Raw genomic sequence first — 18,390 nt, forward strand, 5'->3', positions numbered from 1 at the left:
TTCGGACTGCTGCTTGTGGGCGTCTCGGCGCTCGGCGGGCTTGCGCACGGTCTGGTCGCTCGGTACCAGGGCTCAGCGGTTCGGCGGGGGCCCGCACTGCCAAGCCGAGCGGCGTCGAACACCGCTCACGGCGGGTCCGGCGGTAGAACGGAGGGTCGGACCCCTGGCCGACCCTGTGCCCGCGATCCGACCGTAGGACGGTCGCTAGCGACAACTTGCTCCGGCTTGACGGGGCCTGGGGTAAGCAGTCCTTACCCCACAACTTGCTCCCATCGGGAATCAGTCGAGCCCCGCCCACATCCTCGGCTGACCACTCCCCGCCGACGCCAGCGAGGGCCTTGGTTGCTGCCATCGCCCTGGCTCGGTCGGCGACGTCGGGCCACCTCCAGCGGGCCGGACCCGCCTTGAACCTCGTAGAGAAAATCTGGACGCGCAGCTCCAGCCCCTGCCGTCCAGCGGCCGACGGGTCAGCAACCTCGCTCGATGCCGCCTGCTTCGAGGGCCTCGACGCGGGCACGCAGAGCGGTGAGCTGATCAAGCGTCTCGGCCAGTGCCAGCTCCAGCGCCTCAACGCGCGCCGCCGTCCCGCCGACGGGCGTGTTCCCCGCCTCCCCGTCACCTGAGTCAGTGTCGGGGGAGGCGACGAAGGCGCCCTTGCCGGGGCGGGAGATCGCGTAGCCGTCCTGCTTCAGCAGGGCCATGGCCTTCTGCACGGACAGGCTGGAGGCCCCGTACTCCGCCATCAAAACGGCCTGCGTCGGCAACGCGTCCCCAGGCTTCAGCTCCCCTGAGCGGATCCGCTCCCGCAAGGCATCGGCGATGACCTCGAACGTCAGCAACACCGTGCCGCCCGCCGGTCTACGTCCCCGCCGCCCCACCGTCACCGCAGGTCGCCCCGCTTTCTCTGCGCCACTACCACTGAAATCCGGCCCATCCAAAACGGAAGACCAGGGCCACAGTACTTGCGTCCCCACGGCCACCGAAATAGATGAGGAGGGATGCACTTGAATGCGCGCTTGAAGCGATGCTACCTTCACGCACCGCTGGTGAACACCACCGCTGACCAGGCCAGACGTCCCCGGCCCACCATCGGCGCCCGCCGTCACGCGCACCGTGCCCACGTGCGCTGATCACCCGGGTCGCCCCTCAATCGCCTTTCCTCTTCTCCCGACTCCTGCCGGAGGTCTGTCCCGATGCCCGCGCAGCTCCAACTCCCCACCCCCGCGACCACCTCCACTCCCGCCAGCGCGGCGTTCGCCGCACCAGCGCTCACCACCAGCCCCGCCACGTCCGCGAACAGGAACTCGGCGCTGGAACGCCGGGCGCGGCTGACCGCCAGGCTGGCCAAGCTCGCCGCCGCCGGGTACCTCGCACCCCTGGCCCGACAGATCGGCTCGCTGGGCGGCTGCGCCCGGCCCATCCGTATGACCGGGCACCGCACCCGGGTCGACACCGCGACGGGCCTGATCCTCGATCACCTCGACGCCCGTCAGCTCCCGGCCGGTGAGCTGCTGGTCCGCTGCGGCAACCGCCGCGCCACCCGCTGCCCAGCCTGCTCCACCGTCTACCGCTACGACACCTACCAACTCATCGCCGCCGGACTGCGCGGCGGCAAGACCGTCCCCACGAGCGTCGCCGCGCACCCGCGCGTGTTCGCCACCCTGACCGCTCCCGGCTTCGGGCCCGTCCATAACCAGCCCGACACCGGCCACTGCCATTGCGGTGCCCGACATGCCGACACCGATCCCCTGCTCGGCACCCCACTCAACCCCCAGCACTACGACTACGCGGGCGCGGTGCTGTGGAACGCCCACGCCCCAGCCCTGTGGGCCCGCTTCACCACCCACCTACGCCGAGAGATCGCCAAGGCCGCCGGACTCACCCAGCGCACCCTGCGGCACCACGCCACCCTCTCCTACGCCAAGGTCGCCGAGTACCAAAAACGCGGCCAGGTCCACTTCCACGCCGTCATCCGCCTCGACGGGCCCACCGGCCCCGGCAACACCCCGCCCGCCTGGGCCACCACCGAGCTCCTCGACCACGCCGTCCGCGCCGCCGCCCAACGCACTCGCGTCCTGCACGAAGGCCAGTCGCGGCAGTCCGCCGGGGGCGACGCCTCTCGGCCCCAGGACGCTGGCCGGGCTGGGCGGCTGGTGTTCCGGTTCGGGCGGCAGATCGACGTCCGGCCGATCCGCAGCACCGACTTCACCGGCGACGCACCGGTCACCGACCGGCACGTCGCCGCGTACATCGCCAAGTACGCCACCAAGGGAGCCGAGACCACCACCGGCACCCTCGACCGCCGCGTCCGCCTCCTCGCCGAACTCGCCCAGTACGACATCACCGACCACGCCCGCCGCATGATCCACACCGCCTGGCACCTCGCCACCCGACCCCAGCACGCCCACCTCCGCCTGCGGCAGTGGGCCCACATGCTCGGCTTCCGAGGCCACTTCTCCACCCGCACCCGCCACTACTCCACCACGCTCGCCGAGTTGCGAGCGGAGCGGAGCGCCTGGCGAACCCGCCAATCCGAAGCTGATACGTCGATGTCAACCGATCCCGCACGGGTCGGGCATGCGGGCCCGCCGGTCACTGACCGGAGCGGTGACCACGCTGACCTGAACGCCGGTCACCCAGCAGGTCAATGCGCGGGTCACCGCAACGCGGTCGATCAGCGCGGCAGCACGGACACGACCCTGGTCATCTCGCACTGGCAGTACGCCGGCACCGGCCTCCTACCCGAACTCACCCACCTCGCCAACCTCCTGGACGCCAAGCGGCCCACCCGACCGGACGGACGCCGACCGGACCGTCTCAGCCAAGACGCCGGTCACCCGCGCCGCCGGTCTACCCGCACTGACCGGACGGGGGTCACGAAGTGATCGCCAGCGCTGAACTCCTCACCGTGCCCGAGGTCATGGCCCGACTCAAGATCAGCCGCACCGCCGTCTACGACCTCATCCGCACCCGCCAACTCGCCTCCATCACCCTCGGCCGCGCCCGCCGAATCCCCGCACACGCGCTCGACCACCTCATCAACACCCGACTCGAACAGGAAGCCGCCTAATGACCACACCCAGCCACGCCTCTTCCGCCTCCCGCCGTGTCCGCGCCAACGGGGACGGCACCGTCTACCAGCGAAAGGACGGCCGCTGGGAAGCCGCCGGCTACGTCCTCGCCTCCGGCGGCACCCGCAAGCGCGTCCACGTCTACGGCAGCACCCGCAAAGAGGCGCTGGCGAAACTGACGGAGAAGATCTCCGCCAGCAACCGCGGCGTCCCCGTCGTCACCGCCCAGGGCAGCCTCGCCGCCTACCTGACGTACTGGCTGGAGAACGTCGCCGTCCACCACCTCCGCGAGACCACCCACACCCGCTACACCGCCGTCGTCCACCAGTACCTGATACCAGGACTGGGCCGGAAGAAGCTCGCCAAGCTCACCGCCAAGGACGTCCGCACCTGGCTCAACGAGCTACGGACCGTCTGCCAGTGCTGCACGCGCGGCACCGACGCCCGACGCGACCCCCGCGCGCAGGCCAGCCGACGCCCGCGCTGCTGCGCGCTCGGCCGGTGCTGCCACAAGCGGCTCTCCCCGCTCACGCTCGCCTACCTCCACTCCGTACTCAAGTCCGCCCTGGAGCACGCCGTCCGCGAGGAAGAGATCCCCCGCAACGTCGCCCGCAACGTCCGAACCGGCACACCCCGCCCCCGCCGCTTCAACCCCCTCACCGCCGACGAAGCCCGACAGTTCCTCTCCGCCGTCCAGGGACACCGTCTCGCCGCCCTGTTCGAGCTCGCCCTGCGCACCGGCCTGCGCAAGGGCGAACTCCTCGGCCTGCACTGGGAAGACCTCGACCTCGACAGCGGCACCGCCAGCATCCGCCGCACCCTCCAGCGAACCGCCAGCAGCGGACTGGCGGGGCTGCCGACCAAGACCATCAGCTCCGAGCGACGCATCGCCCTGCCGGCCTCCTGCGTCACCTCCCTACGCGCACACCGCGCGCGGCAGGCTGGGGAACGGGAGCGGGCAGGCTCGGAGTGGCACGGCAGCGGGTACGTCTTCACGCGGACCGACGGGCATCCGATCGAGCCCGCCACGCTCACCCGGCACTTCAACGCGCTGCTCCGCGAGGCGCACCTGCGGCCGATCCGGTTCCACGACCTAAGGCATTCGACCGCGACGCTCCTCCTGGAGCAGGGCGTCGAACTCGTCGTCATCAAGGAACTGCTGGGCCACGCCCACATCGGCGTGACCGCGACGGTCTACGCCCACGTTCGCCTCCGCCTCCAGCGCCAGGCCATCGACCTCCTCGGCCACGCCCTCGGCAACCTCACCGAGACCGCAACCGAGCCTGACGACGGCAGCGACCCACCGCTTCGTCCAGAACCCGTCCACTGACGTTGCCGTCAACTACTGCCGTCAAGCACTGGCTCAGCACAACACAGCGGCCCCACCGGAAGAAATTCCGGCGGGGCCGCTGCCCATTGCAGATCCACCCGATCAGGGAATAACGGCTTCTGCTTGCGGGTCGTAGCAAACGAGGCCGTGCTTACGCGCCAGAGCAGCGAGAGCTGTTGCCATCACTTGCTGCCGAGACCACGAAATACTCGCAACCACGAAAGCATCGCTGAAATAGAGCGGACTCATCCAAGGAGAACTGTCGGCGTTCTCCTCAGTGAGATCCGGGAACACCTTGACGAGATCTGCCAGGAACTCGGAAACGGCCACGCTGGGGTTAGCAGCAGACGGCTCCTCATTGAGAATCGCCCTGTACGTATCAAGGGCACTCGAACCGTCAACCGGATCCTCTGAATACCAGAACGCGAGATCAAAGCTCACCAGACGACTCCCATCGAACATCAGGCACCAAGGGTAGGCCAGCATAGAGCACGAGCGGGCCAGGCCTCCAGCCTGGCCCGTTCGTGTCTACGGTCACTCAGCTGGGGGCCGATCCTACGGCACCCACGCGTCAAAGACGCCATGGAGTTCATACTGGCCATTTAGAGTAACGGCGGTATTACCTGGCGTATTGAGCCAGCCATCAAAAAGCTTCTGATCAGGATTGCGACCGGCAGATGCGCCCTTTGTTTCGATTCCATACCAAAGGCCGTCTATGTTGGCCAGACCATCGAACTTCCGAAGCTTGAATCCAGGAACCCGGACACTCGTCTCCTGGCGCACCACCGTGACACCTTCAGTTTGAAGGTGATCCCATACGGTCTCCTCATTATTGGCGCCCGGCTGGACGCCGGTTGTACCGGCGTAATGGCCGTTTGCATCTCGAATGGATCCGTCGGGGTGGAGGTACGTGCCATTACCGAGGTCGACCTTGCAACCTTCGCCGTCGGTGTTATGCACCAAGATCGGCGTGCCGCCTGCCACAACATAGTACGTGTGAAGTTGCTGAACTGTCAGGTTCCAGCGGTTCGCCGCCCCCGGGGTCGCATGGGTTGCGACGACGATGGAGTGGTGAGCACCGGTGCTGTTGAGTTCGTGACCCGGTTTGAGGCTGCCAGCGGCGACCCAGGTGTGGGTGGTGTCATCCCAGAACGGATGGTTTGCCGTGGTGTGAATAGTGGCGGTGTGGCCATGGCCAGTGGAGACGATAACGTCGAGGAGATCGGTATCATGATTGATCCAGACATGCTGGACCATCCGACCGCCCTCTTCCTTCCCGGTATTTGGGTCGGCCGATTCGACCTCGTCGCCGTCCTTCAATTTGGCAATTGGCTTAGTCTTGCCGTTGGCGAGCAGGACAGGCGTCGTGGGAGAGAAACTACACTCGCCACAGGCCAGGCACGACGAACCGCCACTCGCCGATTTGCCGCCCCCACCGGTTCTTTTCGCCGCCGTAGTCGGATTTACCGATTTTCCAGCGGTGAGACTATCGCCTATTTCTTTCAGGAACGAAGTGAAGAACCCACCTATGCTACCGGACGACTTCTGAAGCGCCTCTTCGGCCATGCAGACCGCCAACACCACTCCGGAGGGGATATCACAGAGTAGGGAGTTGAGTTCTTGGATCTTGCCCGCAGTCAACTCTGCTGCCTCAGAAACAGAAGCAACGAGATCCAACGGGTATGTCTCTTCGGGATTAGATGACACAACTTGAGATTCGCGCCACATCTCGGCGCATGCCCCCGGCGAAAGATCGCAGCCAGTCTGATATTCCCAGTCCGCCAATTCGCCATTCTGGCAAGCGGAATCACAGCTACTGGACGCACTAGTGCTGCCGCTGGAGTTGTTCGTGGGGGGCGGTGCCGAAGGGGTTTCCGGACGGGGTGCGATGCCCAAGGAACTGCACTCAGGGCTGTCGACACCTGCAGTGCACATGAGCCCGGTGGGGTCGCTGCCGGTGCTGGGGTTGTCGGCGGCGTAGGTGTAGCCGCCCATCTGGTTGGGCTCGCCGGCTTCGAAGATGGGGTCGGGGCTGGTGAAGCGGCCCTCGGTGGGGTCGTAGTTGCGGGCGCCGAGGAGGTCAAGGCCGGTGTTGGGGTCGCTTGGCTGGTTGAGGAAGCCGCGGTTCTCGTCGGTGCTGATCCAGGTGGTGGGCTGGGTGCCGCGGGGGTTGCCGTAAGGGTCGTAGTAGCGGCGGGTGACCGCGAGGGAGCTGGCGTCGATGGTGGTTTCGGCGGTGCCCTGGCCGTTGGCGACTTGGTAGGCGACGGTGCCGGCGCTGGTGCGGGTGATGGTGGTGCCGTCGGGGCCGTTGTAGTTGCGCAGGGCGGTCCAGGACTTGTTGGGGACGTTGAGGGTGATCTGTTCGGCCCCGCCGAAGAGGTAGAGGATCCGGGTGGTGGGGGTGGATCCGGTGCTGCTGGTCTGCTCCAGGAGGCTGCCGCTGGCGTCGTAGAGGTAACTGCTGGTGGCGGTCGTTGTTCCGGTTCCGGTGGTGACGGTGCTGGTGCGGCCCTCGGCGTCGTAGGTGGTGGTCTGGGTCTGGCCGGCGGGGATGGCGGTGTTGTCGGTGGGGACCGTGTAGGTCTGGCCGCCGCTGCCGCAGGTCCAGACGATCTGCTTGGCGCCGCCGGGCGACTGGTTGCCGCTGGGGTCGGCCAGGCAGCGGCCGGAGCTGGTGTTGACCAGGGTGGTGGCGGTTGCCTTCCACTGCTGGCTCGCGGTGCCGCTGGTGCAGGTGTTCAGGACCACGGTGGCGTCGTTGGCACCGGTGGTGTCCAGGCACAGGCCCTGGATCCTGACGGTGCCGTCGCTGCCGATGGTGACGTCCTGCCCGCCGGCTTCGCAGCCCCAAAGAATCACCCCGGTGCCGGGGGTGGTGGAGGCTCCGGGGTCAGCCAGGCACAGCTTCCCGCCGCTGGTGGTGGTCACCCCGGACAGCACGTTCCCGGTGGCGGTGACGGTGCGCTTGGTGGTGTTCCCGTTGTCGGCACCGCTGGTGGGGTCGGTGTAGCCAGGAGTGACCGTGGTGGTTCCGGCCAGGCTGGGGTTGGGATTGCTGGTGGTGACGCTGGTGGCCTGGTTCGGATCACTGGCACTGGTGGTGCCGTTACTGCCGGGGTAGGCGATGTTCTGGGTGGTGTCGTTCACCGCGTTGCCGCTGGTGTCGTGGTCGACCAGGCTCGTGCGATCCCCCAGCAGGTCATAGCTGTAGGACTGCCAGTACGCGGCGGGACCGCCGACCGTGGTGGTGCCGACGGTGGTGGTCTCCGGAGCGCTGCTCGCGCACCCCCCGACCCCTCCCCCCAGGGAGCTGGACAGCGTGGTCAGACCCTGGGTGTCGCTCCAGGCCTGGGTCAGACGCTGCATCGAGTCGTAGGTGAAACACTGGGTGTCGGTGCCGGTGATGGAGCCACCGCTGGACTGGGTGTCGGACACGCCGGTGAGATCGCCGACGGTGTCGTAGCGGTAGGCGTACCCGTCTATCGCGTTGGTTGTGCTGGTCTGGGTGTTGGTGTCCGATGTCAACTCGCGCCCGGTGACCGCGTCCCAAGTCGCGTCGGTGACCAGTTGCTTGCCGCCGACACCGTAGGTGGAGCGGCTCTCCTGGCCCAGGGCCGTGTAGTCGGCGACGTCGAGGTAGGCGGCGCTGCCGTGGGTGCCGTTGGCGTAGGTCAGGGTGGAGCCGGTGGACTCCAACATCCCGCCGAGGTAGTCGCCATAGGTGACGGCTTCGTCCGGCAGACCGCCGTCGGCGTCGTAGTGGACCTCTTCCAGTTCACCGGTGTTGGGGCTGTAGGTGTTGGTGTTGGTGTAGGTGACGGAGCCGCTGGTGGGCGCAGTGCTCTGTCCGGCCGCGGCGAAGCCGTCGGCGGCGGGGATCGTCAGGCTGCTGCCGAGCTGCTGGTAGGCCGCGTTGTAGCCGGTGACAGCCTCGCTGTAGGTGGACCCGGTGCTGCCCGCTCCACCCACGTAACTGGCTGTCGACGTCGGGTAGCCCTTGGCCAGGGTGTCGTAGCTCCACGACGCCAGCTCGTAGTTGGCGGACTCACTCGAACCTGAGGCGGTCAGGTTGTACTCGGCTGTCGGCCGGTTGTCCCAGTCGTAGGCGTAGCCGAGTTTGTCACCGCGCGCGTCGGTCGACTCCAGCAGATTCCCGAGGTCGTCGTAGGAGTTGAACGTCGTGGTGCCCACGTTGGGGTCGCTCTGCGAGGTCGTCTCACCGAGCAGGTTGTACTGGTAGGACCAGGTGTTCCCGGCGCTGTCCTTGACCGTGGAGACCTGACCGGCCGGGGTGTAGGTGTAACTGGTCGTCGCGTTGGCCTGGGAGGCCTTCTGGTAGGTGTTACTGGCCCAGGCGGCGGTGCCGGCACTGGTGTAGTCGACCAGGTTCGCGTCGTTCTGCAGCTTCAGCGTGGACCCGGTAGTGGCCGCCAGGCCTGTGCTCCACAGCTGCGTTCCCGACGCGCTGTAGACGTACAGGTTCCCGTCGGTGCCGAACTTGGCGTAGGCGCCCGTGCTGGAGGTGCTGCTGTGCCACAGGGTGCTTCCCGAAGCCAGTGAGGAGAGCACCAGGTCACCGCTGGCCAGCATCGACAGCCTGACGCTGTCGGAGGAGAGCGAGGTTCCCGAGGCGATGATCTGGCCGCCGGTCAGCGTCACCTGAGCGTTGGTGTTCTCCACCACGGTGCTGGTCGTCTGCCCGAGTGCGTTGGTGAATGTCTGGGTGGTGGAGCCGCCTGCCGGTGGGGTGCTCACGGTCTCGTCGGCACCTGGGTAGCTGGTGGAACTGCTCCACTGCGCCGTGCTCTTGGAGTACAGCGTGCTGCGGAAGGACCGGCCCTGCCCGTCGTAGGTGGTGACCGTCTCCGAGGGGATCTGGTTCTCGTTGTCCGGCTCGGCCATCGTGGTCGAGGGAGCCGTCGTGGAGTCCCAGTAGGAGGAGTAGGTACGCACGGGCCAGCCGTGGCTGTCGTAGAACGTGTCCGTCAGGACCCGGCCTGTGGTGTCATCGGCCGCCGTGTCGCTCTGCGTCTGACGCTCCTGCATCATCCCGTCGTAGAAGGTGACCGACGTGCCGTAGCTGTCGTTCTCGTTCAGGGTCTGCGTCGTCACCGAACTGGGGGCACCGCTGAGTGGCTCGTTGGGGGTGATGGTGGTCTGCGCGCCCGGGTCGACCGCATACGCGAACTTCTCGTCCGGGTAGGCCGGATAGGCCGCTTCCGGGCTGGAGCCCACCGCGACGCGGCCGGGAAGCCATACCGCGGTGCGCCGTCCGAGCGCGTCGTAGGTGATGTCCGTGTACCGGTTGTTCGCGTCGATGTTCTCCGTGACCAATCCGCGCAGCGGATCCAGCTTCGACGTCGTGGTCCAGCCCTGCGAGTTGGTTGACACCACCGTGGTGGGGTCGGTGTTCCCACCGGCGCTGCTCCACGCCGGGGTGTAGGAGGTCCCCGTGGGCCTGCCGTTGGTGTCCAGTGTCTGGGTGACGCGCCCGGCCCCGTCGTAGGTCATCGTGGCAGTGGTCTGCCACGCCGTCACGGTACCGGCGCTGGACGCGGTGGCGGTCAGGGTTCCGGTAGCCTCGCCAGTACCGGCAGCATCCAACTGGCCGAAGGTACCCAGGCTGGTCAGGGTTCCGTCGCCTCCGTAGTACGTTCGCGCCGCCGACAGCAGGGTGGGAGACGACCCGGCGCAGGCACCAGTGACATTGATGACCTGGTCCTTATAGGTCAGCATCATCGGGTTGCTGGTCGGTGGCGTTGCGTAGCTGGTCGTCGAGCACGTCTCCTGGGGTGCGGAGCCGCCCACGTCCGCGATCGAGTCCGCTGTGGAGGGGCGTCCCTGGCTGTCGTAACCAGTGATGCTCTCGTTCTCACGCCAAGAGCCGCTTGCCAGGAGCGAATACGCACGCGACTCGGTGGAGGTCGGCCGGTAGGAGATCAGGTTCGGCAGCGTCGAGAGCGTCGGTGCGGTGCCCGTGTCGTCGGTGGTGTTCCAGTCCGTCCAGGCGCTCTGTGCCACGCTCTGCGTTACCGCGTTGGCAAACGGCCCGTTGACGGTCTTGGCGTCGATACTGCCGCCGGCCTTGGTGTAGGTGTCGGTCTCCAGTACGGTTCCGGCCAGCCAGTTGGAGTCGGTGACCTGGTCACCGACGGAGTCGACGACCTTGACCGAGCGGCGTGTTCCATCGGCCAGGTAGTCACCGTCCATGCCCTGCATGTAGGTAGTGGTCGTCTGGGTGATCGGATCCGGGGCACTACCGGTGGTGACGGTCACTGTGGCATAGCCGCGGAACTGGTCCCAGGTCCGGTACTGGTCGTCTGTCTGTACGGAGTCGTCACGGTGCCATGCTGCAGGCCCGTAGGCATAGGTGGATGTCTGTGTGGGGGAGCCGTCGTACGAGGTGACGGTCGTTCCCTGCATCACGACACCGGCCTGGTCCGAAGAGGCGCCGGTCAGGTCGGACACGGCCACCGTCTGCACACGGGTCTTGTTGAACCAGTCCGCGATCGGCTTTATCGCACCCGGTGGTGTCCAGTAGACCTGGTAGCACGACATCGTGTCAGTGTCCGGTGCGGTGGGCATCGTGCCGGCGGTCACCGAGCAGTCGGGGTTGTAGTAGGTGACCGCGATCGCCTCGCCGGTCTCGGTGATGATCTGCGAGATCCTGGGCCGGTACAGGGGTGGGTCACCCGGGTCGGAGCCGGTGACCCGGTTGTCGGTGTCGTTGCCGATGAACGTGATCGGGTTCACCGTCACCGGGCTGCTACCGCCCGCGTCGGTGGCCGACCCGGTGTGCGTGATCGTCTGCAGCCACAGCACGGCCTGCAGTTCGCCCGCGTCGGTCGGGTCGACGGTGGTTCCGGTCACCGGGTCCACGCTGCCGCCGGCGTCCGAGTACACCTGCCCCAACTGGTAGGAGTCCACCGTCGTCAGCCCCTGGCCGGCGACATTGACCTTCGTGGTGACCGAGTCCAGGCGAGTGCTACTCCAGAAGCTCGGCGAAGATGTAATGCATACGTTCGCGGGAACCGAGGTGGAACCCGGTGGCAGCGTCGTGGAATCCGAGGAGGGGCAGTTGAGGTCGTAGGGCACGTCAGGCCAGTTGGTCGCGTTCGACGTGCTGATCGCCTGAGTGCAGTCGAACGAACTCGATATCTCGCAGCGCTGCTTGGAGGTGAACACCACCTGCGCCGCCGGAAGGCGCCCTGCCTGCTCATCAGCGAGGGTGTACCCGTAGGAGATCGAGGTGAGCGTGCCACCGCGGGTGTACGGGGTCAGCGTCCCCGAACCATTGGCGACTGCGACCTGGCCACCACCCAGGTCGTAGTAGTTCGTCTCGGTGGAGTAGTCATAGCGCTGCACGAATCCGGTCGGGGAGACGGTGAAGTCCAGGTTCCAGCGCCAGCCCTCGTTCGACGAGCACTTCGAACCGGTGCCGGTGGAGGACGAGTAGCACGGATCACCCGAGACCGGATGCAGGACCGGCACACCCCACGCGGAGTTGGTGGAGGTGTCCGCGGACTGCAACGACGCGGAGGGGCCGGCGCCGGTTGGCGCGTGGTCCGCACCAAAATACGCCGCGCTGCCGTCCGTGCTCAGCACACGGTAGTAGATCCCCTGGTACAGGCCGTTGGCGGCTCCGCTGAGCTCCTGCACGATCGTGCCGTCGTCGCCCTGGAGCGCCCACTGCTGGACCAGGTTGGATGGCGACAACGTCGGCTTGGCCATCGGGACCAGTGTGCCCGAATGGGACCCGAAGGACATCGTGGCGTTGTCCCCAGCCCAGCACTCGTCGCCTGAGCCCTTCAGCAACCGATTGCCCGAGGAGTCCAGCAGGCTCCCGCACGACCGGTAGGAGCGCTCGATGAACCCCGGATCGTAGTCCCATCCGTCACCGATCCAACTCGCCTGTGAATTACGGGCGCTGGTCTCCCCGTCCACTGCCTGCGAGTCATAGGAGAACGCCACCGACGGCGCCACTCCGCCTACGGCCGTCGGCACGTCGATGGGGTACGAGTAGGTGAAGGCGCCCGTCCCCGATGCCTGCCACGTCCCTGACGGATTCAGCGACGTTGCTGCATAGTTACCCTGCGAACCCGACGTCCCGGAGATGACCTCAGTCGCCGTCATCGGTGCGGCCGCCGCCGGACGCGCGGCCCCATCGGCTGCATTGGTGGTGGCGCCGGTGGTTCCGGTCAGGGAGAGGGTGGCGACCAACTGGTCCGCCGCGGCACGGTTGGTGAAGGCAAGCGGCGTGCGGGTACGGCAGGCCGCCGCCTGCGGGGTGGTCAGCGCACACGCGGGAACCTGCACCAGTTCCAGCCGGGAGCCGAAACCGCCTCCGTAGGCCTTGGCCAAGGCCGCGTAGTCGATCACGACCTGTACTCGGCCGGACCCGCTGCCGCCGTCGGCCCGGGCGAAGCCCAGCAGCATCCCGTCCGAGCCTGCCGCCTCCGTCTGTGCGTGCGAAGCCACCTGAACCCGCACCGCGGACGGCACAGCGGCAACCGCGGTCCTGGTGCGCCCAGGTGTGGCGGCTGGCGTCACAGGCGCGACCCAGACCGGCAGATTGCCCGCGCGGACAGGACCGGACACCGGGACGGCTGAAGCAGCGACGCTGCCCTCAGCAGAAGCGGAAGCAGAAGCTGGGGGCGGCAGCGCAGGGGACTTGGGTGCGGAGGGTGAACTCGTGTCGGTGTTCGTGCTCGGTGTTGCGGTGGAGCTGGCGGTGGCGGTGGTCCGGGCCAGGGTGACTATGGAGCTGCCCGCTGCGGGCCACGCGGCCGTGCTGGGGGTGTACTGGGCCAGCGGTTTCTGTCCTTTGGCCGGCAACGGCGTGGTGCTGCCGCTGGTCACCGCGTGCACGGGGACGCCGGCGCCCTTCTGGAGCGGGTACGGCGACCAGAGGGAGCCGGTGTAGTGGTACTGCGGGAGTTGCTGGGCCACAGCTTGAGGGGCCACGACGGCGCTGACCGCGACGACGGTGGTCACGGCCGTCAACGCACTGCCCCAGATCCGGTGACGGTTCCACAGGAATCCGCTCCGTCGCCTACGCATACCCCACCCCTTGGACGCCATGGTTCCTGATACCCCGTCCGTTCACATGTGACAGGGTCCGGCCACGTTTCCGGATCATATGGATCAGGCATCCCATCGGCTACTGTGACGCCCGCTCGCCGCTTGGCGGGCGTACGAACAACGGGGGGTTTTTCGCCCGATCCATGCCGGGCGAATACGGACAGCTCCTCCCACATTCCTCATGCAGGGGCAGGCCCGTAGGACATCATCCGCATATGAACGTGACAGAGAACACATATACTCGTACACACACGAAGGTCCACGATGACTGATCCCACCCGCGCGCGCCGGGCCCGGATCCGGCGCCGACTCACCGCGCCTCTTCTGGCAGCCCTGCTCGCCGCTGGCACTCTCACACCGGCGTTCGCCGACAGCGGCCCGGTCGACCCCTCCAATCCCGCCGATCCGGGAGCGGCGGCACCGCCCACATCGACCGGGTCCGTTCAGGCCGCCCAACTCCAGGCCGTGGCCACCGGTCAGCCCGTCACCGTCGACTCCCTCACCACCGCCACCACCACCGTCCTCGCCAACCCGGACGGCTCCCTCACACAGACCACCGATGCCTTGCCGGTACGTGTGCAGCAGAGCGGCGCGTGGGTGCCCCTGGACGACACCCTCACCGCCAATCCCGACGGAACCGTCAGTACGAAGGCCACCACCACGGCAGTCACCCTGTCCGGTGGCGGCACCAACCCCCTGGTCACCTTCACCGACCAGGCAGACCAGCAACTTTCGCTGTCCATGCCCTTCGCTCTGCCTGTCCCGACCCTCAGCGGCAACACCGCCCTGTATGCGTCTGCCCTTCCCGGTGTGGACCTGTCCGTCAGCATCGACCCGCAGGGCAACTTCCGTGACGTCCTGATCGTCCACAATGCCGCGGCCGCCGCGAACCCCGATCTGAAGACCCTTCAGCTTGCCGCCACCACCGAGGGGCTCACCCTGGCCACCGCCACCGGCGGCGGCATGGATGCGAACGCCCCGGACGGCACCACGGTGTTCACCAGCCCCACCCCCACCATGTGGGACTCCAGCGACAACACCAACAGCACCGGCGGGCAAAGCACCCCGTCCCCGAGCGCCACCGCGACGTCCGCCGCCAGCGCGCAGTCGGCGGCCCGCGCGGCGATAGGGACCGCAGACGCCGCGGCTGACCCCACCACACCGACACCGACGGACACCAGTACAGCTGGTGCCGGCGGCGCGGGCACCGCGTCGGGCACCGCGTCGGGCACCGATGGGCCCGGAACAGGCGCACAGGTCGCGCAGGTGCCCATGACCACTTCCAGTAGCGGGCTGACTCTCACCCCGGACCAGTCCCTGTTGACCGGGGCCAACACGACCTATCCGGTCTACATCGACCCGCCCGTCGACAACCTCACCTCCAACTACTTCGAAGCGCAGCAAGGTTGCGACTCGGCCTCGTCGAGCAACCATGAGTACGACTACGCACAGACCAACGGTGAAGGCGTCGGCTACCAGGCCTACAACGCTGCCAACGGCGACTGCATCGGCGCCGAGCGGTCCTTCTTCGAGATCGACACCTCCAAGCTGACCAGCAGCATGCACGTGCTGTCCTCCACGCTCGACGTCACCGAGACCTACGCCGCTCGATGGAGCTGTTCAACGACCGCTCCCGTGACGGTCAAATGGACTGGAGGGATCTCCCGGAGCATGTACTGGGACACCCAGCCCGCCGCGCTCTCAACCCTGGGGACGATCACCTTGGGAAGCGCCTACAACGGCGCTGATCCCGCTGACACCACCTCATGCGGGGGTCAGAACGGTTCCCTGGCCGTCACCTCCGCGATCAGTTCCATCGCCGGGAAGAACAGCACCTGGACCTTCGGCCTCTACAACCCCGACGAGAGTTCCTCCTCAGACTTCGAGCGGTTCGCCACCGACCCCAAGCTGATCACTACCTACGACATCGCGCCGACCATCGCCGCGTCGAGCGTCAACACCACCCCGGCAGCGATCACCACCAACGCCCAGGGCAAGCTCGTCGACGCCGACCCCGCCTGCGGCACCGGAACCCCAGGCTGGATCGGGCAGACCACCATCAACAACGGCGCCAGCAACATCACCATGAACGCCACGGCGGTCTCCCCCGTCGGGTCCACGGTGGCCACCTGGTTCAGCCTGAACGACACCGGCGACGGCAGCGGGACCCCCACCCAGGTCACCTACAACCACACCAGTTACCAGGCATCCGGCGCCCCCGCGAGCCTCGCAATGTCCACGACCGTGACAGACGGCCACCAGTACAACTGGTCGACCCAGGCCTCCGACGGCACCTTGACCTCCAACACCGTCAGCGACTGCCGGTTCAACGTCGACCTCACTCCACCCAACCAGGCCACCGTCACCAGCACGGACTTCCCGGTCGCCGGCAGCAACACGACCAAGTTGTTCGCCGGATCCACTGGTTCCTTCACCCTCACCAGCACCGACCCCCAACCCGCCGGCTGCTCCATCCCGAAATGCCTCACCAGCGGGCTGGCCGGATTCCGCTACTCCCTCGACCAGCCCATCCCCACCGACGGATACAGCTATACAGCCGCCGACTCCACCGGCACCGCCCAAGTGAAGATCACCCCAGAGGGCTGGGGCACTCACATCCTGTACGTCGAAGCAGTCGACAATGCCGGCAACTCCGCCGTCAACCCGGCCACCTACACCTTCTACGCACCCTGGAACCCCGCAAGCCATGTCACCGCGGGAGACCTCACCCACGACAACACCCCTGACCTCCTCGCCACCAACTCCAACGGCGACCTGATCATGCTCCCCGGTGACGCCGACCCCAACGGCACGAACGCCCACGACACGGTCTGCGCTCCCAGCAACTACCTGCCCGGCTGCCAGGCCTCCCCTGCTGCCGACAGCCCCGACAACACGAGCTGGAGCGACTTCCAGATCGCACACCGGGGCAGCTTGCACAACATGACCGTCGACGACCTGTTCGCTCACCAGAAGAACAACGCCACTCTCTACAGCGTCGACAACGACGGTATCCACCAGGGCGGTGTCGACGGCCGCTTCACCCTCGTTCACACCGTCATCCCGAAACCGCAGTGCCTGCCCGTCACCGGCCGCAGCAACAACTGCGCCCTCTACGACGCCACTGACTGGTCCACCGTGGATCAGATGACCGCACCCGGGTCCGTCTACGGCGACAAGTACGCCGACCTGATCACCAGCGAGAAGGGCAGCAGCGGCGACCAGCTCTGGCTCTACCGTGGCAGCAGCAGCGCCAGCGACCCGCTGGGCCCCCCTGCCACCGGCACCACAGCCACAACCCCGATCCTTCTAGGCACCGGCGACTGGTCCCACTTCACCCTCATCTCCCCCGGCACCGTCGGCGGAGACGTGAACACCAACACTGCAGGCACCGAGACCCTGTGGGCCCGCGACACCAACAGCGGCATCCTCTACAGCTTCTCCCTGGCCATCGACCCCACCACCGGCTATCCCGACGAGATCGCCGCACCCACCACAGCCCCGTTCACCTCCGCGGTCACCACCACCACCGGCGCCAGCCTGTGTGCGGCAGACGCCTCCGGCAGCACCACCTCCGGCAGCGCCGCCATCATCTGGACCTGCGACCAGGCCCCCGAACAGGCCTTCAGCCTGCTGGCAGACCACACCGTGCGCACCGAAGGCCTGTGCCTGCAAGCCAGCGCTACCGCCAAGGACTCCCTGGTCACCTTCGATACCTGCAACAGCGGCAACACCCTGCAGCAGTGGACCGCGGGAACCACGGGCTCCCTGGTCAACACCGCGTCCGGCATGTGCCTGGCTGACCCCTCGGCAAACCAGACCCGAGACACCGCCCTGCTGATCTGGACCTGCGACAACGGTCCCGAGCAGGACTGGGCCTCCCAGAGCGGCAACCAACTCCCAATACCCATGCCGACCATGCCCACCGCCCTCACCCCCGTACTCACCGCCGCCGAATACCCCACTCTTGCCTCCCCCGGGGACGGCACCGGACTCGGCGAGCCGTCCCTGTACGCCGTCACCCCCACCGACGAGGTCGTCGACTACCCCGGTGCCCTGCCCAGCAGCACCGGCACCGCCAACTTCGCCACCCCCGCCGACGAGGGCATCTTCAGCAACTCCGCGAACTGGTGGGATCTCGACGGCGGCACGGACAGCAACGGTGCTGCCATCGACACCGAGAACACCACCGGCACCACCGATGCCGCCCTTGAGGGCAGCGCGAATTGGGCCACCGACAGCAGCCGCATCACCAGTTCCGACCCCACCGGCACGGTCCTCAACCTCGACGGCACCACCGGCTACGCCGCAACATCCGGATCGGTCATCAACACCAGCGGCAGTTACACCGTTTCCGTCTGGGCCAAACTCAACGTCGGCTTCAACCCGGCCAGCCACTACACCGTCGTGGCGCAGCGCGACGGAACCGGCCTCCGCTGCGGCTTCTACCTGCAGTACTCCGACAGCTTCAAGGGCTGGACTCTTGTCTCGCCGGACACCGACACCGCCAGCCCCAGCGCCTACTACCATGCCGGCGACAACATCACCGCCACCGGAGGCCAATGGACCCACCTGGTCGGGGTCTTCGACGCCACCACCGACACCATGAGCCTCTACGTCAACGGTCAGCTCGCCGGTACCGGCACCAATCCCACCCCCTGGAACTCGACCTCGTCCGGTCCCCTTCTCATCGGCGGCTCCGACAACGACAGTAACGCCAGCCAGGCCGACTTCCCCGGCGAGATCAGCGATGTCCACATCTACGACATCGCCCTCAGCCCATCAGCCGCAACCACCCTCAACGACACTCCCGCCCCCATCAACAACCTCAACTGACCAAGCCCACCGTCCGTGTGCCCGCCCCTGAGCACGAACGGGGGCGGGCACAGCTCTATGCCATGAACA

Annotated in this window: 8 protein-coding genes; 5 read left to right on the forward strand and 3 right to left on the reverse strand. The window is 67.2% G+C overall.

All coding sequences use genetic code 11. The annotated features are described in order from the left end of the window. Positions 1-467: 467 nt before the first annotated feature. A complete protein-coding gene (locus tag GXP74_RS21470; protein WP_225448052.1) occupies positions 468-842 on the reverse strand; it encodes a winged helix-turn-helix domain-containing protein in 375 nt (124 codons plus the stop codon). A gap of 351 nt (positions 843-1,193) precedes the next feature. On the opposite strand from GXP74_RS21470, the gene GXP74_RS21475 reads away from it, so the two are divergent. Genes GXP74_RS21475 through GXP74_RS21485 form a run of 3 tightly spaced genes read left to right on the forward strand, consistent with a single transcriptional unit; the run spans position 1,194 to position 4,401 of the window. Continuing rightward, positions 1,194-2,885: a replication initiator gene (locus tag GXP74_RS21475; protein ID WP_182452776.1), complete on the forward strand. Its 1,692-nt coding sequence runs from the start codon at positions 1,194-1,196 to the stop codon at positions 2,883-2,885. Continuing rightward, on the forward strand, positions 2,882-3,070 hold the full coding sequence (locus GXP74_RS21480; RefSeq protein WP_182452775.1) for a helix-turn-helix domain-containing protein: 189 nt from the start codon (positions 2,882-2,884) through the stop codon (positions 3,068-3,070). The genes GXP74_RS21475 and GXP74_RS21480 overlap by 4 nt, the downstream gene beginning before the upstream one ends. Then, complete coding sequence (locus tag GXP74_RS21485) at positions 3,070-4,401, forward strand: site-specific integrase (protein WP_182452774.1); 1,332 nt, start codon at positions 3,070-3,072, stop codon at positions 4,399-4,401. The genes GXP74_RS21480 and GXP74_RS21485 overlap by 1 nt, the downstream gene beginning before the upstream one ends. A 102-nt stretch (positions 4,402-4,503) precedes the next feature. Here the strand turns inward: GXP74_RS21485 and GXP74_RS21490 are convergent, their stop codons facing one another. Both GXP74_RS21490 and GXP74_RS21495 read right to left on the reverse strand, forming a co-directional pair. Further along, entirely contained in the window at positions 4,504-4,842 is a 339-nt protein-coding gene (locus GXP74_RS21490) for a hypothetical protein (RefSeq protein ID WP_182452773.1), read from the reverse strand. A gap of 114 nt (positions 4,843-4,956) precedes the next feature. Beyond that, entirely contained in the window at positions 4,957-12,882 is a 7,926-nt protein-coding gene (locus GXP74_RS21495) for a ricin-type beta-trefoil lectin domain protein (protein WP_182452772.1), read from the reverse strand. A gap of 214 nt (positions 12,883-13,096) precedes the next feature. Here GXP74_RS21495 and GXP74_RS21500 point away from each other — a divergent pair, with 214 nt between their 5' ends. Next, on the forward strand, positions 13,097-13,327 hold the full coding sequence (locus GXP74_RS21500; RefSeq protein WP_182452771.1) for a hypothetical protein: 231 nt from the start codon (positions 13,097-13,099) through the stop codon (positions 13,325-13,327). A gap of 422 nt (positions 13,328-13,749) precedes the next feature. Then, a complete protein-coding gene (locus GXP74_RS41880; protein WP_182452770.1) occupies positions 13,750-18,321 on the forward strand; it encodes a LamG-like jellyroll fold domain-containing protein in 4,572 nt (1,523 codons plus the stop codon). The last annotated feature ends 69 nt before the right edge of the window (positions 18,322-18,390 follow it).

Origin of the sequence: Streptacidiphilus sp. P02-A3a, assembly GCF_014084105.1 — a bacterium.
Lineage (GTDB): Bacteria > Actinomycetota > Actinomycetes > Streptomycetales > Streptomycetaceae > Streptacidiphilus.